General features: G+C 44.5%; 17 protein-coding genes. 4 read left to right on the top strand and 13 right to left on the bottom strand.

All coding sequences use genetic code 11. The features are described from left to right. Positions 1-107: 107 nt before the first annotated feature. Positions 108-1,127: a LacI family DNA-binding transcriptional regulator gene (locus DVG78_RS12380; RefSeq protein ID WP_114461384.1), complete on the bottom strand. Its 1,020-nt coding sequence runs from the start codon at positions 1,125-1,127 to the stop codon at positions 108-110. A gap of 288 nt (positions 1,128-1,415) precedes the next feature. On the opposite strand from DVG78_RS12380, the gene DVG78_RS12375 reads away from it, so the two are divergent. After that, the gene (locus DVG78_RS12375; protein ID WP_114461383.1) at positions 1,416-3,455 is read left to right on the top strand and encodes a glycoside hydrolase family 3 protein; all 2,040 of its coding nucleotides are present in this window, start codon (positions 1,416-1,418) and stop codon (positions 3,453-3,455) included. Between the two features lie 23 nt (positions 3,456-3,478). Here DVG78_RS12375 and DVG78_RS12370 read toward each other — a convergent pair whose 3' ends face one another. After that, positions 3,479-4,156 carry a potassium channel family protein gene (locus DVG78_RS12370; protein WP_114461429.1) on the bottom strand — a complete coding sequence of 226 codons (678 nt, stop codon included), beginning with the start codon at positions 4,154-4,156 and terminating at the stop codon, positions 3,479-3,481. A gap of 195 nt (positions 4,157-4,351) precedes the next feature. Between DVG78_RS12370 and DVG78_RS12365 the strand changes: the two genes are divergently transcribed. Beyond that, positions 4,352-4,918, top strand: coding sequence for a Crp/Fnr family transcriptional regulator (locus DVG78_RS12365; RefSeq protein WP_114461382.1), 567 nt, complete (start codon positions 4,352-4,354; stop codon positions 4,916-4,918). Between the two features lie 86 nt (positions 4,919-5,004). After that, on the top strand, positions 5,005-6,201 hold the full coding sequence (locus tag DVG78_RS12360) for an MFS transporter (protein WP_114461381.1): 1,197 nt from the start codon (positions 5,005-5,007) through the stop codon (positions 6,199-6,201). A gap of 1 nt (position 6,202) precedes the next feature. Here the strand turns inward: DVG78_RS12360 and DVG78_RS12355 are convergent, their stop codons facing one another. The 10 genes from DVG78_RS12355 to DVG78_RS12310 form a co-directional block, all read right to left on the bottom strand. Then, entirely contained in the window at positions 6,203-6,508 is a 306-nt protein-coding gene (locus tag DVG78_RS12355) for an AtuA-related protein (RefSeq protein ID WP_114461380.1), read from the bottom strand. 2 nt (positions 6,509-6,510) lie between these two features. Beyond that, complete coding sequence (locus DVG78_RS12350; RefSeq protein WP_114461379.1) at positions 6,511-7,869, bottom strand: acyclic terpene utilization AtuA family protein; 1,359 nt, start codon at positions 7,867-7,869, stop codon at positions 6,511-6,513. A gap of 6 nt (positions 7,870-7,875) precedes the next feature. Next, on the bottom strand, positions 7,876-8,199 hold the full coding sequence (locus tag DVG78_RS12345; RefSeq protein WP_229598209.1) for a transposase: 324 nt from the start codon (positions 8,197-8,199) through the stop codon (positions 7,876-7,878). A gap of 13 nt (positions 8,200-8,212) precedes the next feature. Next, the gene (locus tag DVG78_RS12340; RefSeq protein ID WP_114461378.1) at positions 8,213-9,508 is read right to left on the bottom strand and encodes a CitMHS family transporter; all 1,296 of its coding nucleotides are present in this window, start codon (positions 9,506-9,508) and stop codon (positions 8,213-8,215) included. A gap of 18 nt (positions 9,509-9,526) precedes the next feature. Next, on the bottom strand, positions 9,527-11,173 hold the full coding sequence (locus DVG78_RS12335) for a sulfatase family protein (RefSeq protein ID WP_114461377.1): 1,647 nt from the start codon (positions 11,171-11,173) through the stop codon (positions 9,527-9,529). Positions 11,174-11,185: 12 nt separating this feature from the next. Then, positions 11,186-12,214: an alpha/beta hydrolase gene (locus tag DVG78_RS12330; RefSeq protein ID WP_114461376.1), complete on the bottom strand. Its 1,029-nt coding sequence runs from the start codon at positions 12,212-12,214 to the stop codon at positions 11,186-11,188. Between the two features lie 81 nt (positions 12,215-12,295). Next, entirely contained in the window at positions 12,296-13,294 is a 999-nt protein-coding gene (locus tag DVG78_RS12325; protein WP_114461375.1) for a sugar phosphate isomerase/epimerase family protein, read from the bottom strand. 87 nt (positions 13,295-13,381) lie between these two features. Further along, positions 13,382-14,575: an esterase gene (locus DVG78_RS12320; RefSeq protein ID WP_114461374.1), complete on the bottom strand. Its 1,194-nt coding sequence runs from the start codon at positions 14,573-14,575 to the stop codon at positions 13,382-13,384. 146 nt (positions 14,576-14,721) lie between these two features. After that, positions 14,722-16,329: a carboxylesterase/lipase family protein gene (locus DVG78_RS12315; protein WP_114461373.1), complete on the bottom strand. Its 1,608-nt coding sequence runs from the start codon at positions 16,327-16,329 to the stop codon at positions 14,722-14,724. A gap of 41 nt (positions 16,330-16,370) precedes the next feature. Further along, on the bottom strand, positions 16,371-18,005 hold the full coding sequence (locus DVG78_RS12310; protein WP_114461372.1) for a carboxylesterase/lipase family protein: 1,635 nt from the start codon (positions 18,003-18,005) through the stop codon (positions 16,371-16,373). Between the two features lie 128 nt (positions 18,006-18,133). Between DVG78_RS12310 and DVG78_RS12305 the strand changes: the two genes are divergently transcribed. Beyond that, complete coding sequence (locus DVG78_RS12305; protein ID WP_114461428.1) at positions 18,134-18,826, top strand: NUDIX hydrolase; 693 nt, start codon at positions 18,134-18,136, stop codon at positions 18,824-18,826. An 81-nt stretch (positions 18,827-18,907) separates the two neighbouring features. On the opposite strand, the gene DVG78_RS12300 is transcribed toward DVG78_RS12305, so the two are convergent. Then, a complete protein-coding gene (locus tag DVG78_RS12300; protein ID WP_147277067.1) occupies positions 18,908-20,416 on the bottom strand; it encodes a hypothetical protein in 1,509 nt (502 codons plus the stop codon). Positions 20,417-20,576: the final 160 nt, after the last annotated feature.

Genomic DNA, 20,576 nt, shown 5'->3' with positions numbered 1-20,576 from the left:
TTGTACAAAACTGCGGATAAATAAGCAAAAATTGTAGGGAAAAGCAATCAATTATCGACAAATTCAATCCATTTTGGGATATTCTGCCTGATATAAATCAACTTAGTTTATTGAATCCTCAAGGATGACTCTCTGACGACCAAACCCGTTCTCAAAACATTGGAAATCGAAACCCTGTCATCTTTGGGATTTTTGATCAGATTAATCAGCAGTTCAGCCGCCGAGCGCCCCATCTCAAACGCAGGCTGCGCTACGGTACTCAAGGGAGGATTGAGCAGCCCAGTAATGGGCAAATCCGAAAACCCAATCAGCGCAATATCGTGCGGCATGGACAATCCTGCTTCTGTAATGGCGGCATGAGAACCGATGGCGATATTGTCGCTGGAGGCAAAAATTCCGTCTACTTTGACCGAGCTACTCAGCAACCTACGCGTGATAGCGAGGGCTTCCTGCGAGTTGTATTCAGACGACATAATGATGTCCTCCACAATGGGTATTTTATAGTCAAGCAACGCCGACCGATAGCCGTGCAATCGACGGCGGCTGATGAGCAAATTGGGCGGCCCAGAGATATGCGCGATTGTTTTACAGCCCTGTTTTATCAAGTGCTCAGTAGCTTGATAGGCCCCTTCAAAATCATCTACCGATACTTTATGGGTATCTATTTCGTCACAAATACGGTCAAAAAACACAATGGGGAATCCTTGCTCGTGAAGGGCTTTAAAATGAGCATAATCTTGGGTTCCGGTAGCCAACGAAACCAACATCCCATCTTTACGGCGATTGGCAATATGCCTAACGTTCATCACCTCACGTTCGTAGTTGTCGTGACTTTGATAAATCACCACGTGGTAGCCTTGGGCAAAAGCCACATCTTCAATACCTGCAATCACTAAGGCAAAAAAAGGATTGGAAATGTCGGGTACAATCACCCCAATGTCGTTACTGTGGCTACTCAACAGGCTCAACGCTACGGGGTCGGGCGTATAGTCCAGCCGTTGTGCCAGTTCCAAGACCCGCTGTTTGGTCTCAGCTCCGATTTCATAGCTATCCCGCAACGCCCTCGAAACCGTTGAGGTCGAGACGTTGAGTTCGCGGGCAATATCTTTGATGGTTGTTTTTTTCATTTTGGGTACAATCTTAAAAAAGTCATATTCCCCTCCAAATCAGGCAAAAACTAAGTACAACAAGGCAGTTAGGTATTTTTACATTTTTTATTGAAATGTTCTGGTTAGTGCAATCGTTTTCGGGAACGTTTGCGTTAAGATTTTCAAAAATAAACGTATCTTTTCTTGTAAATACATTCTAATAGACATAAAATCAACAAAAAAAGTGGGATAAACTCACCAATCGATCGAACTGTACCTTGGTTTAATTATACTTAACTAAACCTTAACTTCAAAAACGCATAACCTATGAAATCTACTAAATTGCTTTCCACGCTATGGCTTCAGTTGAGCGCACTGCTGTTTGCTTCCAGCGCGGTTTGGGCGCAGGTCAAAACCCAGCCGTCTCTCGGATTCCGTTCAGCAAAGTTACTGACCGTTAACGGATTACAGTTCAAAGATTTAAACAAAAACGGTAACCTCGACAAATACGAAGACTGGCGATTGTCCAACGAGGTCAGAATCAACGACTTGATTTCTCAGATGACGATGGAGGAAAAAATCGGCTTTATGATTATCAGTACAACGCGTTTGAAAGGCGATCAGGCGTTTCAGGCCAATGCAACAAGGGGAGAAATTACGAGTGATTTCAATGAAGAAGATTTAGTACAACCGAATAATATGTTTACCCGCAAGCCTTTGCCAACGCCAATGATGTCGGCGGCGGGTACTACCAAAGGGATAATGAATTTCCACCTGCGTCATTTTATTTTACGGGCCAATACCTCTGCCAAAATCATGGCTGAGTGGGCCAATAATTTACAGGCGTTGTGCGAAACCTCCCGTTTGGGGATTCCTGCCATTGTTGCGTCAAACCCACGCAACCACATAACGATTGACGCCTCTGTCGGCTTGAGTGTGGGCACCACGGTATTTTCTAAATGGCCGGGTGAATTGGGCATGGCGGCCATGCGAGATTTGAAACTGACCCGTGAATTTGCCGAAATTGCCGCCCAAGAATGGTCGGCGGTGGGCTTGCGCAAAGGCTATATGTACATGGCTGATTTGGCCACCGAACCCCGCTGGCATCGCGTGGAAGGCACTTTTGGCGAAGATGCCGATTTGTCGGCCAACATGATTTGCGAAATTGTGCTGGGTTTTCAAGGCACCAAACTCGGCAAAAACTCGGTCGCTATGACCACAAAACACTTCCCCGGTGGCGGTCCACAGGTCGATGGACAGGACTCACACTTTGATTGGGGCAAATTTGCGCATTATCCGGGCGGGATGTTTGAATACCACTTGAAGCCTTTCAAAGCGGCCATAGAAGCAGGCACTTCTTCCATCATGCCGTACTATTCGGCCCCCAAAGACAAGAGTATGGAAGCCGTTGGGTTTTCGTACAACAAGGCCATTATCAATGACTTATTACGCAAAAAACTGGGTTTCAAAGGCATTATCAACTCCGATACCGGCCCCATTGATATGATGCCTTGGGGCGTAGAAAACCTCACGATTGTTGAACGCTACCAAAAAGCCATCGACGCAGGCGTTGATATTTTTTCGGGCGGCGCCGACCCCGCTATTTTGTTGGAAACGGTCAAAAAAGGCTTGGTAAAAGAAGAGCGAATCAACGAATCTATCAGCCGATTATTGAAAGAGAAATTTGAACTGGGCCTTTTTGAGAATCCGTACGTGGACACCAATGCCGCCCCTAAAATAGTAGGCAATGCCGAATTTCAGAAAAAAGGTGATTTGGCCTTGCGCAAATCCATCGTACTACTCCGCAACGACGCTAAACTGCTACCACTAAAAGCCCAAACCACGGCACGACGCACAAAAGTTTATTTTGAAACCTATTGCAACAACGGACGCACGCCCAACCCAGTAACGGTCTATAAACCCACCTCTACCCACCCCACGATTGAGTTTGTAGCCACCAAAGAAGAAGCCGATGCGGTACTGCTGTGGTTGATTCCAAGCGGCGGAAGTCTGTTCAGTTCCGCTGGCAAGCCGATTGAATTGAGCCTTTCCAAAAACAAAATCGACGTGGCGCACGTCAATGAATTGATCAAAAGCAAACCCACCATTGTGGCTATCAATTATACCAGTCCGTGGGTGGTTAATGAATTAGACATGGATAATACTAAGACCGTTTTGGCTACCTTCGGCACCACAACCGACGCCCTGATTGACATCATAAGCGGTGCTTTTAAGCCCACCGGCAAGATGCCGTTTTCGACGCCCATTTCTGAACAGGCCGTGGTCGAAAACAAGTCAGACGTACCGGGTCATCTCGAAAACAAGGGCTACGCACTCTTTAAATTTGGGGATGGGTTGAGCTATTAACTTGAAAAGTCTATTTTGCATAATTACTTCTCTTCCTCCTTATCCGTAGGATGAATGACAAACCATGATGCAACATAGGCCGTGAAAGTCCCAAAAAGGCCTACCCCACCCGTCATTAAAACCACGGCAATCAGCCGCCCCTCGGTCGTGACGGGGTATTTATCGCCGTAGCCTACGGTTGTGATGGTAACATACGCCCACCAAAGGGCATCTTCGGCGGTTTTGATGTTGCTGTTGGGGTCTTTTTCAACCTGCAAAATACCGATGGCCGAAAAAATAATCAGCAAAACCGCAAGAATGGAAACGGAAGTGAACGCCCCCTGCGCTTTGTTGTGAAAAAGGTGGTGAAGCAACTGATGAATAGACCGAAAAGCGCGAATGAGGCGCAGCAACCTGATGAGCCGCAGGAGCCTTCCAGCGCGTAAAAAATCAACCATCGGAATGCTGGAAATGAGGTCAATCCAGCCCCAACGCATAAACTTTCGTTTGTTTTCGGCCTGATAAAACCGAATGCAGAATTCCATAAAGAAAAAAACGCAAATGGTATTGTCGATGTAGTTTAGTAACAATGATGTTTCTTTTGGCAACACATAAACCGTATCAATGGTCAGTGCGCCTAAAACATAAATGGAAAGCACCAGCACCAGCAAATTTAAAAGTCCTAATCTGTTTTTAGGTCGGGGGGTATCTGCTTCTTTCATCGTGAAATAATGATAAATGTTCGAATTTCTTTCATTAAAAATAAAACACCAATCCACTCCATTATCTACTTTATCCCTCCGAAAAAGTGCTTATTTTTCTATTTTACGGTCCAATGAGTGCATCTTCAATGGTTATTCCAGTTCTGCAATTTCTTCTTTGTTCACACATTTGGCTCCTTCCATTATCTTTACAAAATGGAGACACTTTTTCGCTTTTTTGCTCAATTTCAACCCCTCTCGACCGATGCGCAAGACGCGATTCGGGAGATATGTTCGGTGGTTCACCTCAAAAAAAACGAAGAATTACAACCCATCGGGCATACCTGCCGCACCATTTACTTTGTAAAAAAGGGTATTGCACGTATTTATTATTACAAAGACGGCATCGACATCACGGAGTCATTCTCTTTTGAAAACAGCATTATTGCCCGCGTAGAGAGTCTTTTTACGACCAAACCGTCGCGTAAGGCCATCCAAATCATTGAAGATGCGGAGCTGATTGCTATCAATGCAACCCAACTTTTCAGACTCTACGATATTCACCCGTCCATTGAGCGCCTCTTTCGGAAAATCTTCGAAAAAGGCTACGTCGAAACCGTAAATCGCATGGAAAGTCTGCAATTTCATACCGCCGAAGAACGCTATTCAGCCCTGCTTCACGAAGCCCCCGACTTCCTACGACGCGTGCCGCTCAAATATATTGCGTCTTATCTGGGCATTACGCAAGTGAGCCTCAGTCGGATTCGCGCCACCCTCAAATAGCCTCATGGTCGTTTCGATTATTTAACAAATGTAAAAGGAATCCGTTTTTTAGGGGCTGACCTTTGTGGGGAAATTAACATCTCTGCATGGAAACCATTCAATTAGGACTCAAAGAAAATGGACGGCAGTTTGCCCTTTTGGTCATCATTAATGCCTTTGTGGGCGGCATGATTGGGCTGGAGCGCTCGATTTTGCCGCAACTCGCCGAACAAGAATTTGGCATCGCTTCCAAAACCGCGCTTTTATCATTCATCGTTACGTTTGGCATTACAAAAGCCATTGTTAACTATTTTACGGGTAAACTCGCCAACTCGTTGGGACGAAAAAGGCTATTGGTGATAGGGTGGCTGTTTGCCTTACCCGTGCCTTTTATTCTGATTTATGCGCCCAGTTGGTCATGGATTGTGCTTGGCAATATCCTGTTAGGTATAAATCAGGGGTTGAGTTGGAGTGCTGCGGTGATGATGAAAATTGACCTCGTCGGCGACAAAAATCGGGGACTGGCGGTCGGTATCAACGAGTTTGCGGGCTATCTTTCGGTAGGGCTGGTGGCCTTCCTGACGGGCTATATCGCTGAACGTTATGGAGTTAGGCCGTATCCTTTTTATTTGGGTATTGGGTTTGCCTCCGTGGGTTTAGTCCTGACTTTATTGTTTGTCAAAGATACGCGTCAGCATGTTTCTAAGGAAAACCAAAAAAGTAGTATCCCAACATTGAGAAGTCCGTTTTGGGATACTACTTTTCGTCATAAATCATTGAGTGCAATCACCCAAGCGGGTCTAATCAACAACCTCAACGACGGCATGATTTGGGGAATATTGCCGTTGCTTCTGCTAACCAAGCACTTCACCCCCGCCCAAATCGGCATTTTGACCGCCGTTTACCCCTCGGTTTGGGGGTTGAGTCAGTTGGTTACTGGCAAACTTTCTGACATTTACGCCAAGAAAATGCTCCTGTTTTGGGGAATGCTCCTCCAAGCGGCTGGTATCGTGGCGTTGATTTGGGCCAATAATTTTCTCCAATTCACCCTGATTGGAATATTTTTAGGCATGGGAACGGCACTGGTTTATCCCACTTTTCTGAACGCCATTTCAGATTATACCAGTCCCCTCCAACGTGCCGAAAGTCTGGGTACTTTTCGATTTTGGCGAGATTTAGGCTATGCCATCGGGGCTTTGCTCACGGGTATCATCGCCGATTCGTTGGGGATTGATGCATCCATCGTTGGCGTCGGTGGTTTGACCGCCCTTTCGGCTTTTGTGATTTTATTCAGGATGAAGTAAACTATGACTCAATCTCCATTTCTAACAACGCATAACTTAACGCTTTTCCGTGGGTATCTATTGATAATGAGGTCGTTACGCCTGTCAATAAGGCATCTTGACAAACAAACAACAACGACGAAATATTAGGCATTTCGTACCGTAAAATTTCACCAAAAACGATTTCTTTTAAATGTTCTTTCACTCTTGCTGCCGTTACTTTTTGGCACAAAAGTTCATAATCTTTTGCATCATACGGAATCAGCGAGAGGGTAGAGATATTGCCTTTATCTCCTGCGCGGCTGTGGGCGATGTGGTAGAGTTTCATATTCAAAATATTATCACTTCTGGAATCACTTTTTTTCTATCCACCAAAACCGATACAATGCCGACGAGTTCGGTGACGTATTTTCTGGCACCGCCGCCACCTGCCGGGCCATTGGTGTAAAGGGCTTCTACTTCTTCACCAATCAAGGCGGCTTTTTGAGCGGTATCGGCGTTGGCCGCTAGGCGTAATCTCACTTCATAAGGTTCAATTTGGTGCTCAAAATCGGTTCGATGAATGGCCGAAACACCGACATAATCCGTTCGCAAATCAGGAAAATCGGCTTTGAGTCTTTTTTCTAGCGTTTCCCCAGCCAATATTGCCCGAGCGAGTGCACAGTGGCCTGCGTATGAAATTTCGCCTTCACCCAGAAAACCTGCCTGATACCCCACGCTTACTTTGAGGGTTGGGGGTTTCTCTTGGCCTGTTCCACCCCATACTTTGACTTGGTTTTCGGCAATCTCTTCCAATTTAACCGTGGTAAAATTGGCCGAAACATCGGGAGTGAGATAGGCAAAAGGATTGACGACTTCGTACAATAATTGTTCTTTGACCGTAGCTAGATTAACGACTCCACCCGTACCTTCTACCTTGCTAATGATGGCCGAACCATCGGCAAAAACATCGGCAAAGGGGTGCCCCAAAGTGTCCATATCTGCCACAGGCTTTGTGATTGGGTCGGCAAAATAACCACCCGTTATTTGCCCCGCACATTCCAACAAATGCCCTACAACCGTTCCTTGTCCTAGCAGATTGTAATTGTCGGTAGCCCAACCAAACTCATGAATCATGGGAGCCAAAAACAACGATGGGTCAGCCACTCGTCCCGTAATAATGATATTTGCGTCTGATTGTAACGCTTCCAAAATCGCTTCTACACCCATGTACGCATTGGCAGAAATGAGCGGGGAGAGATGAGCGCTGGGGGATAAGTGTTTTTTTATTAGTTCAACAGCAAAGTTTTCGTTATTGAACTTAAAAATATCATCACTCATCTCTTTTAACTTATCACTCAACTCGTCGCCGATGACGGCCGCTACTTTTACAGGAATTCTTTGTTTATTAGCAATTTCGACAATTTTCTTTGCCCCTTCCATGGGGTTGGCGGCCCCCATGTTGGTAATGAGGCGAACGTTATTTTTAACCAAAATGGGCAATAACCCTTCGATACGACGTTCCAATAACGGGTCGTAGCCTTTGGTGGGGTCGGCAAGTTTTCGTTTTTGGGCAAGAGCAATCGTACGTTCGGCCAAACATTCCAACACCAAATAATCTAAATTTCCTCGTTCGGCCAAAATCATGGCAGGTTCTAATCTATCACCCGAAAAACCTGCCCCGCAACCTATTCTGATTTGATTTTTCATTTTTATTTATTGCCCGTTATGGACGACGCTACCATTGATAAACGATTCATTATCAGGTTTATCCAGAATTAAAATCCCATGGATATGAATTGACATAACCACAAATGCGCCTAATTCAACATTTTTTGCATGGTTTTTAATCTCGTGCCAAAATACGTCGGCCAGAACACCGATGGATGATAATTGCATTTTACTATCGACAATTTTACCAAAAAAGTGCTCGCGATTTTTAGTACAAATGGTAATAAAATAAGCGCCATTCCACCCATAATCCCACCACGATGCACGTGCCGATGCAATACGGTATTTATTTTGAAATTTTTCCCTCATTACGGCAATCATTTTACAGATGAATCGACCCCGTTAACAGCGCAATCAACGTCATCACAATCGTAGTGCCCCACGCCCAGAAAAACGTATGGCGTTGGTGTTCACCTAAATCCACCTCGGCAAGGCCAACCAGCAGAAACGTAGAAGCCGTGAGCGGACTGATGGGAAAGCCGACGGTCATTTGCCCTAGCAACGCTGCTCGCCCAATTTCTAGTGGGTCTAGCCCAAATTGGGTAGCGGTTTGGCTCAAAATAGGAACCACGCCAAAGTAATAGGCATCAGGTGTAAAAAGAATGCTTGCAGGCAAACTCGTGAGTGCGGTCAGGGTAGGCAGCCAACTAGCGTGTTGTTGAGGAATGAGCGCCACCAAAGAATTGGCCATGGCGTCAATCATTTTAGCCCCCGTCAAGATTCCTGAAAAGACGCCTGCGGCAAAAATCATGCTTGATACCAAAAATATATTGGTACCGTGGCTTTTGATAACCTTCTGTTGGTCAGTGAGTTTTGGGTAGTTGATAAGCAACGCAACCATGCTCGCTACCACAAACAGTACTGGGGCAGGAATCCACCCTTTGGTCAAAGCTACAATAAGCGCAATGGTAAGGATAGCGTTGATAATGAGCAACTTGGGACGGCGTAATTGGTGCTGTTCTGTGCTTAAATTGTCTTTGTGACTGTACTCAAACTCAATGATTCCGAGTCGTTTTCTTTCTTTTTGGCCAAATAAATAGGCAACAAAAAGCACCCAAATAATACCTGCTATAATGGCAGGAATGTTGGGGTTGAAAATGTGAACGGCATCGCTTTTGAGTGTAGAAATGGCGCGGGCAGACGTCCCCGACCACGGAACCAAATGCAACGGCCCAACGCTTAATGCAACGATGCTCGCCAAGATTTTTCGGTTGATTTTCAGTTGTTTGTAAATGGGCAAAAATGCCGACAACACAATCATAAACGTCGCCGTACCGTCGCCGTCGAGGTGAACAATCATGGTCAAAATAGCCGTCCCAACGATTACCTTTAAAGGGTCGCCTTTTACCGATTTAATGATGACCGCAATGACGGGGTCAAACAATCCCGCATCGAGCATGGTGGCAAAGTACAACACCGCAAACATCAGCAGTACCCCCGTTGGCGCTACTTGCTTGATACCCGCCAAGGCAAAATCGCCGAGTTCTTTGGGCTGAAAACCCGCCAACAGTCCAAAAACAATGGGTGTAATGACCAAAGCTGTCATCACCGACATTTTTTTGGTCATGATAAGCCCCAAAAAGACAAGAATAGTAGCAAAACCGAGGAGGGAAAGCATTTTCGTTTTGGTATGTAACTATCTAAAAATCTTCCCCTTCGCTTCCAACTCCTTGTACTTCTCAATATACATCTTATCCAGTGTTTCGGAGTCTTTATATTTTACCCTCAAAGCAGCCAGTTTTTGATGCAATTCTTTCTTTACACTGGCATACTTAGGGTCGTTATAGACGTTTTTCATTTCGTTCTTATCGTTTACTCGGTCATACAACTCCCATTCATCAACGTCATAATAAAAATGAACCAACTTGTATTTTTCCGTTATGATTCCATAATGGCGTTTCACCATGTGAACACTCGGATATTCGTAGTAATGATAATAAGCGGCATCCCTAAAATTTTTGCCTTTTCCTTTAAAAATCGGAATCAAGCTTTCGCCTTGCATATCCGATGGGGATTTGACGCCCGCTGCTTCAAGAAAAGTCTGGGCAAAATCAAGGTTTTGAACCATTTGTGAGTTTTTCGAGCCTGCTTTTATTACACCGGGCCATTTGACCAAAAGGGGTGTTTTGAAAGATTCATCAAAAATAAATCGCTTGTCAAACCAACCGTGTTCGCCCAAATAAAAACCTTGGTCGGAGGTATAAACCACTATGGTATTTTCGTCTAAATTGTTCTTTTTTAAGAAATCCAACACTTTACCTACCCCTTCATCAACCGACGCTATGCAGCCCAGATAATCTTGCATGTATCGCTGATACCGCCATTTCATTTTATCTTTTTCGGTCATCGAAGGGTAGTTTTTAATAAACTCCTCATTCATTTTGCCGTAGGTTTCATCCCAAGTTTTTCGTTGGTCAGGATTCATTCTTCCTACGGTATAGGTATAATTTCTTTTGTCGTACGCATGAGATTCTTTGATGCCCAGTTTGTCCATATTTTCGGGAAAAATCTTAGAATCACCTGCCCAATTCATGTGGGTAAGCAGGTTCATTTCTTGCTCTTTTGAAGCTCTTCCTCGGCCTTCGTAATTATCAAAAAGAGTCGCAGGTTCGGGGAATTTTTTACTGATAAATTCTTTGTAATGACGTTCGGCAGGTAACCATTCACGGTGCGGGGCTTTGTGCAGATACGCCAAAAAGAACGGTTTTTCTGGATCCCGCTCGTTTTGTAGCCAATTGAGCGTAATATCCGTGATAAGATCGGTTACGTAGCCCATCAGCTTCTTTTTACCGGCTTTTTTGGTAATAATATCAGGATTGTAATAATCGCCTTGGTCGGGCAGAATCTGAAACTCATCAAATCCTTTTGGGTTATTGCCAAAGTGAAGTTTACCAAACATAGCGGTCTGATAACCACTCTTTTGCAGCAATTGAGGAAAGGTAATATTGGTGGTATCAAACGGAAAATAATTGTCAATTTTACCGTTGAGATGGCTGTGTTTTCCCGTCAAAATCACCGCTCGTGAAGGGGCGCAAATAGAGTTTGTTACGCACGCATTCGTAAACAACATTCCTTCTTTTGCAATTCGGTCAATATTTGGCGTTTGCGTAAGCCTTGTATCATACGCCGAAATCGCCTGATATGCATGGTCGTCTGACATGATGAACACGATGTTCGGTCGACGTGCCGCATTGCCACGTTTTTTCTCATTAACTTGTTTGAACGAAAATATACCAATCGCAATGACCGCTACGGCAGCGATAGAAAGAGTTATCTTTTTCATAAATGACAATTGTTAAAATTTCAAATAATCATTAAAAAACGGCAACAAATCATTCAAAACCCGCCCATCGGTAGCCCAGATTTTATTGCCGTGGTCGCCGATGTATTCTTCAGCAAAATGATTGATGCCAAGATTCTCTAACCGCTGACTCAGCATCCCGATTTGGACAGGAAAACGGGGGGAATCGTTTCGTCCCCAATCGAGCTTAATGGCGGTCATTTTCCGTAAATTATCCGCGTATTTGTTGACCATATACACCGGCATATTGGCCTCCCATTTTTCCAAAACAGCCTGATTAACTATCATTTTGTCGCCTTCATAACTAAATGGAAAATCGCAATAAAACGGTGGCTTGTTTGGGTTTGGCGACCAAGCACGAGCAACGGCTACCAATACTTTTGGGTAATACGTTTTCTTTAAATCTTCGACTGTTTTTACGTTTTGTACTTCTTTGAAAGATGGGCTGTTGGGACCAAACTCTTTGACCATTGCCAATAACCCTGGACTCAACGCATAAATGCTGCTGAAAACTTCGGGATGCAACATGCCAATTTTGAAGGCGCCATAGCCTCCCATCGAATGCCCCGCAATGCCACGGCTTTCGCGAGTAGCAAGGGTTCGGAAGTTTTTGTCAATGTATTCGACGAGTTCTTTGGATTCGAACTCATCCCAATTTCCTGTCAATGAGGAATTTGAGTAGAAACTTCCTTCGTAAAGTGTGTAATGGTCGGCTTGCACAAAAATGAAGGGACGAATTTTGTTGCGTTTGAAGCCTTCGTCGAGGATAGCTTGCATTTGGGGAAAAATATTGTCTTTTCCCATGAAACCGTGTAAGTAGTAAATGACGGGATAACGTTGCGTAGATGCGTCGTAATTGGGTGGAAGATAGACTGATACCTTACGGTTAGGGTCTTCGCCACCTGTGTTTTGGAGGGCTCTGGAGTTGAGCACAAAACTGACAACTTTGCCAGTTTGGGCCAAAGCCCCCTGCACCCCGATGGAGGAGTTTAAGATTAGGAGTAAAAATAAAAGTTTTTTCATCGGGTTAGTTGGAAAAAATACCCTCCCGAAAGTTCAAAATTTTCGGGAGGGTTGGGTTGGTTGGCATGGCAAAAAAATGCCTTAACTCATTAAAATATTTTTTGCAAAAGCTACGCACTTTCCTACTTCTTTGACGGCATCGGAACCCTCTGGAATTTGGTACTCAAGTTCTACCGAAACGGGGAATTTGTATTTACGGTCGCGAATCATCAGTAGTATTTCACGAATAGGTGTATCGCCCGTTCCCCAAGCCAAGTTACCTGCGCCGTGCTCGGGCGTGGTACGGTCTTTCAAGTGCATGGTCGAAATACGGTCGTGTTTGTTTTCGATAAATTTCATGAGCGCTTCTTTGGTGTTTTTGCCACCCGCCGCAAGGTAGTGTCCGCAGTCAAAATTAATCGAATTATAAGGAGATTGGCTCAATGCGTTATCCCACAGGGTATCAGTGGCTTGAGTGTGGTTGTGGTAACCTACATACACCTTGTTTTTAGCCCCCAAATCACCCAAACGTTGCGTCTGTTTTGGATCGTTGGGTAGTTCTAGGGTCACAGAAGTTGCTCCCAAGACTTTGGCAACTTTCATACCGTATTCTACTTCGGCGTCGGTGTTGTTTACCCCAAAAGCATTAGGTTTGAAAGCATAGATAGAGATACCCGCCTTGTCGAATTTCTTACGCACCTCTTTAAATTTATCCATCGAAACCGTACTACGCCACTCGGCTACCTGCTTGCTATACTCTGCCAACTGAGCGCGTTGTTCGTCGGTCAGTTGCGGGCGTCCACCTCCTGCGGGCGGGGGACCCATCCGAACAGGCGATTTGGGTTTTCCAGCGTATTCTTCCACCGAATCTCCCATCAACTCGATGGCACTCAGGTTGGAATCAATGCAAAACTGAATTAATTTATCGACGTCGTGGGGCATACTGCGAAACGAATAAGTAATGGCCCCAATCTGAACTCCTTTGAATTTAGAGTTAGGTTTCTCGCCTAATGCCCATGCTTTATTGAAATTGATTAATCCGCCCATAGCGGTGAGCGAGGCCATTGCCATAAAATCGCGGCGGGATATTTGTGTATTCATTGGTGATTAGGGTTTAATAAATAATGACGGTTTTGAGAATTACTACTAAAAGAAAAACGCACCCGTTTTTTCCTGATTTATCATTCCTCATTCATTAAATAATTTTGGAACAAATTGGCTTAAATATACCCGCCAGTTTCTCCAAATATGCCCACCTTCTGATTCCACATATTCGTATTTCATACCCATACCATCTAATTTTTTACGGAAATCTACATTGGCTTGGTAAAGGAAATCGGTTTTGCCAATGGCTATCCAGTAGAGTTTGGTGCCGTTTTCTTTTTGCACTTTCAAGGTTTCATCAATATTGCTGTAAACCTTTGCGGTGGCATCTTCACGTGGCATAATGGCTGCGGAAAACAACCCCACATAGTCGAAAGTGTTTGGATAAAACCTTGAAATATGCATTGAATGAAAGCCGCCCATGGATAAACCCGCAATGGCTCTACTTTCTTTTTTAGCATTCACTCGGTAGTTTTTCTCCACAAATTTTACAATATCCATAAAAGCACCTTCATAAGAACCTTCCATGGTACGAGGTGCCATAAATTGCGGTTTGTAGAAGCCGGTGTTTCCTTCGCCAGGGGCGGCATCTTGCGAAGCATTCCCGTTGGGCATTACCACAATCATTGGTTTGGCTTTGCCTTGAGCTATAAGATTATCCATGATTTGTGCCGTGCGTCCGAGGGCTATCCAAGCCTCTTCATCGCCACCTGCGCCGTGTAATAAATAAAGTACTGGATAGGTAGCGTTGCTACTTTCATAACCTGGAGGTGTGTAAATGGTAACTCGGCGGTCGATGCCAAGGCCTGGTGAGTCGTACCAACGGCGGGTGACACTCCCGTGTGCAATATCATTCACTTTGTAATAGTCAGCCTGTGGCCCTCCCACGATAAAAATATTAGTAACAGTCGCCACATCACGATTTAAAAACGGGTTGTTGGGGTCGATGCTACGAAGCCCGTCCACCGTAAACGAATACGAATACAATTCAGGGGCGAGGGCGTCGGAAGTAAAAGTCCAGACACCCTTAGCGTCTTTCTGCATTAAAGCAGGTTTCGGCACATCAACCAAACCAAAACGCGATTTGATTTTCATCGTAGGCAGAAAATCACCTGTTATAAAAACAGAGTCTGCTTTTGGGGCAAAAAAGCGAAACGTAACCGTTTTGTCAGCATTGATTTCGGGCGACTTTAGGTCGGCGGCATTGAAAAGAGCTTCTTGCGCAAAAGCTAAGTGGCTCATTACTAAGCCAAAAAATAAAACAAACGATTTTTTCATGTTTTGAAAGGAAAGTTTAATTGAGTGGAATCTGCTTTTCTCTTGAATAAACAATATTGTTTTTAAAGTTAAATGACACCGCCAGAGAGTTTTATAACCCTCTGACGGTGAACGAGCAAATTGAACTTTGATAAGTTAAGAAAAGATTATTGTGGGGCAACGACTTTCATCAACTCTTCATCGTGGTGATAACGAATGTTGCACTTATTGTCGAAAAACATCGTCGTGCCTTTCGCGGCCGTATAAGGCTCCCATTTCGGAAGCCCTGCATGGTTTGGATTGCCTGTTTTGGCGAAATTAATCCACGATTGGCTCATTTTATCAGCCAACACATAGGCGTCTTTGCCACCGCCAGTCATCTCTTCGCAGCGCGCAATGTTGCTAAATACAAACGGAATTTCCATGCAATGAACAGCTTTGTATTTTCCATCCATCACAGGCGACTGCCAAGTAAACATGAACATATAAACGGGTGCCCCCCCTGCCAACGACGACTTTTGCTTGGCTTGCACCACTGCCCCAGGACGAAACATGACGTCAATGTCCAAAACAGCCGATGGCTTTGTATCTTCAGGAAAAGCTTTCTTTGCCGCTGCGATATACGCATCGGCTTTGTCACCATACGTTTTCTTTACCAATTCCAGTACTTGTTCTGGGGTACTGTTGGCTGGTGCAGCACGGAAGGCCGAAAATTCATTTTTAGTTGTTCCAATGAGTAAAGGAATGTTTTTTGATAACTCAAAAGCTTCATTTGAAAACAATTGATAAGGGAGAACCTCACCGTCTACGCTCGGCCCCCAGCTTAGCCCAAATCCAATCACAGGTTTGCCTTCAGCTTTCATTTTATCGGCGATGGTTTTGAGGGCTTTTTTGCCTGCGTCGCTCAGGGTTTGGAAAGGTATATTCTGAACATCGTCCACTTTGTCGACAGCAATGTTAAGTTCTTTCAGCACTTCTGCACCAATGGCTTGGGTTGTTTTTTTGTCGAGCATGGCCGCACGAAACGACCCACTTTGGTTGATGGCTTTGTGAAATAAACCTTTGGCCGATGGCATTGCCATCAGCGTGTTTACTTTGGCACCTCCACCCGACTGCCCGAAGATAGTTACGTTGTTGGGGTCGCCGCCAAAGTTTGAAATGTTTGTTTTTACCCATTCCAACGCAGCTTTCATATCCAATACGCTCAAATTGGCCGATTGTTTGTATTTATCACCGTAGGCTGACAAATCCAAATAACCTAAGATATTCAAGCGGTGGTTGATAGAAACCACGACAACGTCCCCTTTTTTGGCAAGATTCTCCCCATCATACGAAGGTAATTCTTGCGAAGAACCTGCCGTAAAACCTCCTCCGTGAATCCAGAACAAAACAGGGCGTTTTTTGCCGTCGTTGATGCCCGGCGACCAAACATTGATGCGCATACAGTCTTCGCTCGTAAAACCCCAATTATGGTTAAAAACAAACTCAGATTCGTCCATCACAGAGGTAGTTGGATCCATGAGCGGAGCCACGGGGCCGTAGGTCATTGAGCTGCGTACATTGCTCCAAGGCTTTGGCTTTTGGGGTGCTTCAAAACGCTTGGCTTCGGCATACGGTATACCTTTATACGTAAAGATTCCGTTGTGAATATAGCCTCTAACTTTACCCGCATCGGTGTTGGTAACGGCTACATTTTCGCCCGTTTGAAGTTGGGCCTGTATAGGTTGTGACACCCAAGTTACGGCCAGCAAAAGTGGAAAAATGAGTCTTTTCATTGTTTGGTATGTAGTAAAAACTGATAGGTTAAATTGATTCGTTATTTATTCCCGTAGGCTTTGTCTAAAAACAAATAACGAGCATCGTCTTTGGCACTTTCTGTACGAGACTCAACGTCCAAAATCATGACGGGTGGCGTACTTTCTCCTGCTTTCGCAGCTTTCCATTCAGGAAGTTTGTCGCCATTTGGATTGCCCGTCTTGACAAAATTGGTAAAGTAATTCAGCATCGTATCTGATACCTTAAAGTCATCGGCAGTCCAAGCGTATTCTTTCACAAGGTGAAGATTTCCCATGGCGTACTCGATTTCGCAGGCGTGCGGTGCACCTACAGCCTTGGGTGCTTTGGGTGCGGGGCCATCAGCTCTTACGGTTCCTCCCGCCAGTCCTGAAGTCAATGATTTATCCACCAACTCAGGACGGAGCTTGCTGTATAAATAGCGATACACGGGCTGGGGGCTGTTGTTACGGTGTAAATCAAACCATTTCCAAGTACTATAAGAAATAAAACGGTCGGCGGCCAATGCCGTGGCAGAGAGTTCGATTTCATTTTCAGAACCATGCGGATAGAGTTTAAGCACTTCTTCAAAATCGTTGGGGTATTCTTTTTTCACCCGCGCTACGTAGTTTTCATCTTTATAGGGCTGGCCTTGCATGAAAGCCATGCCCGGGATTTCGGCCGAGTTCCAGCCGACCAACAATGGTACTTGGGCTTGCTCTTTGGCGGCAAAAATTTGAGGCAATGACTTCGGCAAGAAGTAGTTGTCTATCACAATTGGAAACCCAAAACGACGTGATTCGTTGTAAATTTCGTAAATCTCACGCGTTGACATGGCTCTCAATTCTTTGATAGATTTAATACCCGTTTTTTGCAAAAATTCTACCCCTTGTTTTTCGCCTTCGGCCAACGGTACAGGTGCCATGGTTGGATTAATACCTGCCCCACTTTCACCAATAGCTCCTGCAATGAGGTTTCTAGATAATGGCGATGCCATCTGGCAACTTACCCCAATTGACCCGGCTGATTCGCCCGCGATGGTTACTTTTTTAGGATCACCACCAAAAGCCGCGATGTTTTTTTGAACCCATTTCAGCGCCGCCGACTGGTCAAGCATTCCGTAGTTACCTGAAGCTTTGTAGGGCGCTTCGGCTGAAAGTTCTGGGTGGGTTAAGAACCCGAAAATGTTTAAGCGATAGTTGCAAGTGACAACAACGACCCCTTTCTTGGCCATACTTTCACCGTCGTAGCGTGGCTCTGAGGCATCACCCGCTACGTTTCCACCACCATAAAAATAGACCAAAACGGGCAAATCTTTGGTGTTGCGTTTGGCAGGAGTCCACACATTGAGGTAGAGGCAATCTTCACTGACACCATTTGAGCGGGAATTCATATCGCCAAAAACGACCGTCTGCATTGGGCGCGGGCCAAATTTTTTGGTTTCCTTTACACCCTGCCAGTTATCGGCGGGCTGCGGTGCTTTCCAGCGCAGATTTCCTACGGGTGGCTTGGCAAACGGTACACCAAAGTAAGTTTGAATGCCCGTTTTGGTATCGTAATTTCCTTCAATGATGCCGTTTTCAACGGTTGCTTGTACCGCAAAAGAATTATTTCCTTGTGCTAGCACGGCCCCGCTCAAGAGGCAAAGCACTCCTAATAAATAGCCTTTTCTTTTCATTTTTTTGGGTTAATTTTATTTATTGTCTCAATTTGTGACAATAATAATTCACTTTTTGAAAATTCCCTATTTAATTTTGAAAAAATTGGTAGATTGCCACAAAAAATTGAACTTAACCATTGAAATTGGTGAACCAAAAAGACTTTTTAACGAATATTGCCTTCGACTCGGTGGTGTTTGGTTTTTCGGGAGGCTCGCTGAAAATCTTAATCATGGAGTACCATAATACTGGGTTCTTTGCGTTGCCAGGCGGCTTTGTCCAACGAAACGAAAACCTGAACGACGCCGTCCGGAGAGGATTGAAAGAGCGCACGGGGCTGGACAATATTTATTTGGAGCAGTTTTATACGTTCGGCGATACTGCTCGCTATAAACCCGAAATCATGCAAACGATTTTGGAATCTAGCAACTATTCTTTGGAGAAATACGAATGGCTGCTCGACCGATTCATTTCAGTGGCCTACTATGCTCTAATCAATTATAAAGAGGTAGTTCCCCAGCCCGACGCCCTATCGGATTCGTGCGAGTGGTACGACATTGATGCGCTGCCACCGCTCATATTCGACCACGCCGACATCGTAGCCAAAGCCTTGCAAACCCTGCGCGACAACCTAGACCGTAAATTGGTAGGTATAAATTTATTGCCCGCCCGATTTACCATGAACGACCTGCAAAAAGTGTACGAAGCCATTTTGGGAGAAAAAATCCGTCGGACTACATTTCAACGAAAAATGCTCAGTCTGGAAATTTTAAAACGCCACGAAAAGCAATATTTGGGCAAAGCCCATAAGGCACCGTATCTGTACAGTTTTGAAGATTAACCACTATTTAGCTCTTGCCTACGTTCACAAATACTGGCCTACTTCATTGTGGCCGAAAAACAGTACAAAATATCTTTTGCTTCAAAAATCGGTTTGATACACTACTTTTCCCGTATAAGAGTTGGATACTTTGACCCAATCTATTGAACCCGCACCTTTGAATGAAAACCGCAAATCTACCAACTCGGCACTGGAATCTTTGGTCTTAAAATAGCCTTGGTAGGCTTCTTTGTCATTGACAAAAACCCAAAACCTTTTTTCTAATATTTTGATTTTCAAAACATTCCACTCATTGTGATTGATTCCAAACCGGTCTAAGTCTACGTTTTTGCCTGTGTGCGGCGTTTGCCGCCTAAAAACACTTGCACCCACAGTCAATTGGGCAAAATCGGTACAGCCTTCCTGAACAATCCTCACGGCAAGTGCATTGAAATTTTTATCGAATGCGTTGAGTTCCATGTTATAACAACTTTCTCCACCTTCGCTTTCGGGGTTTTTGAGGCGGGCTTCGATGGTCAGGCTGTCAAAAGGAATCCCAAAATCTTGGGTGAGGGCATGGATTGATTGGCGATAGTCAAACTCCCCTTTGATTTCGTTGGGGAAAGCTTGCGGGTCAAAGTGCAGCACGCCGTTGCTGATGTAGTCTTTGGTGGTGCTGATGTTGGTAGCCCAGGCTTTTTCGTAAGCTACCCCGTAGCCCCAAGAAGACCAAGCAGATGGTTTTGAATAAACAACGTGGTGATATTTTTTAATGGCCTGCCCATTGACTTTAAGCACAAGCTGATAAATGCCCGGATAAAAATAGGTTTGCGCCACGGTATCAACCAATTGCTCAGAATCAGTAAAAAAGGCTTTTGCTTTTTGGGCATTAAAGACTTGCCCTACCCCCAGTCCTACCTCTACTTTTTGCACCCTCGGCAGGCTCGACACATCATAAAAAATTCGTACCGCCTGTGGGTACTGCCCCACCGTTTTGATGACTTTGAATTGGACCTCTTTGAGCTCTTCGGAAGAAAAAGGTCGGCTTTGCCACCAATCAAAACTAAAATAACAAAGAACCGATAAAGCAATCAGCAAAAAAAAACCAAAGACAAATCGAGAAACAGTAAACCTCGGTTTTACTGCCTGAAATGTTGTGTAGGGTTCATCCGAAAGCGGAATCGCCTGCATTTTACGAAGGGCAGGAAATAAAGATTCTTCGATGTTGACGTAGTTGATGTGGATGTTTTGACGGTCGAGGTCGTTGTTTTTTTGCCGAAAATCATCCCAATCGGTATAACCCAGATATACCGAAATGACGTTACGAAAACGGGTTTGGATACGAACTTCTTTGGTGCCGTATTCAAAAACAAAGCGGCGCAGAAAATCTTTGCTGAAGAGTTCATTTTTGGTTTCTCCATTGAGTTGTTGGTGCAAAACATCTTCAATATCGGCCAGCAGGGCTTCCAAAAACGCATTTTTACTTTTAAGTGCCTCAAAACTGCTGAACTCATCAAACTCTTTTTGCCATTTGGAAGGCCATTCATTTACAATCTGTTGCAGGAATTGTTCGCGAAGCTCGTGCAAATAAATTTTGTCTTTAAGCAGCATAAACGAATGAGTAATAGGGAAAAGCGCAATAAATATACCCTTTGCAAAATCTTTTGCAAAAATAAATCCTTTGCAAACCTGATTTTGCAAAGGAAATCTTCCCGTTTGGTTTTTACTTAATACCTTAAACCACTTTATTATCTTATCAAATGAACTATCT

The sequence above is a fragment of the Runella aurantiaca genome, from assembly GCF_003339505.1.
GTDB lineage: Bacteria > Bacteroidota > Bacteroidia > Cytophagales > Spirosomataceae > Runella > Runella aurantiaca.
The sequence above is the reverse complement of the archived record's forward strand: the minus strand, read 5'-3'. Positions and strand labels throughout refer to the sequence as shown.

Coding starts and splice junctions, on each gene's coding strand:
- DVG78_RS12330 (WP_114461376.1), bottom strand. CDS start 12,214: ATGAAAAAACTTTTATTTTTACTCCTAATCTTAAACTCCTCCATCGGG.
- DVG78_RS12355 (WP_114461380.1), bottom strand. CDS start 6,508: ATGAAACTCTACCACATCGCCCACAGCCGCGCAGGAGATAAAGGCAAT.
- DVG78_RS12340 (WP_114461378.1), bottom strand. CDS start 9,508: ATGCTTTCCCTCCTCGGTTTTGCTACTATTCTTGTCTTTTTGGGGCTT.
- DVG78_RS12345 (WP_229598209.1), bottom strand. CDS start 8,199: ATGAGGGAAAAATTTCAAAATAAATACCGTATTGCATCGGCACGTGCA.
- DVG78_RS12335 (WP_114461377.1), bottom strand. CDS start 11,173: ATGAAAAAGATAACTCTTTCTATCGCTGCCGTAGCGGTCATTGCGATT.
- DVG78_RS12320 (WP_114461374.1), bottom strand. CDS start 14,575: ATGAAAAAATCGTTTGTTTTATTTTTTGGCTTAGTAATGAGCCACTTA.
- DVG78_RS12380 (WP_114461384.1), bottom strand. CDS start 1,127: ATGAAAAAAACAACCATCAAAGATATTGCCCGCGAACTCAACGTCTCG.
- DVG78_RS12375 (WP_114461383.1), top strand. CDS start 1,416: ATGAAATCTACTAAATTGCTTTCCACGCTATGGCTTCAGTTGAGCGCA.
- DVG78_RS12370 (WP_114461429.1), bottom strand. CDS start 4,156: ATGAAAGAAGCAGATACCCCCCGACCTAAAAACAGATTAGGACTTTTA.
- DVG78_RS12310 (WP_114461372.1), bottom strand. CDS start 18,005: ATGAAAAGAAAAGGCTATTTATTAGGAGTGCTTTGCCTCTTGAGCGGG.
- DVG78_RS12365 (WP_114461382.1), top strand. CDS start 4,352: ATGGAGACACTTTTTCGCTTTTTTGCTCAATTTCAACCCCTCTCGACC.
- DVG78_RS12360 (WP_114461381.1), top strand. CDS start 5,005: ATGGAAACCATTCAATTAGGACTCAAAGAAAATGGACGGCAGTTTGCC.
- DVG78_RS12315 (WP_114461373.1), bottom strand. CDS start 16,329: ATGAAAAGACTCATTTTTCCACTTTTGCTGGCCGTAACTTGGGTGTCA.
- DVG78_RS12325 (WP_114461375.1), bottom strand. CDS start 13,294: ATGAATACACAAATATCCCGCCGCGATTTTATGGCAATGGCCTCGCTC.
- DVG78_RS12300 (WP_147277067.1), bottom strand. CDS start 20,416: ATGCTGCTTAAAGACAAAATTTATTTGCACGAGCTTCGCGAACAATTC.
- DVG78_RS12350 (WP_114461379.1), bottom strand. CDS start 7,869: ATGAAAAATCAAATCAGAATAGGTTGCGGGGCAGGTTTTTCGGGTGAT.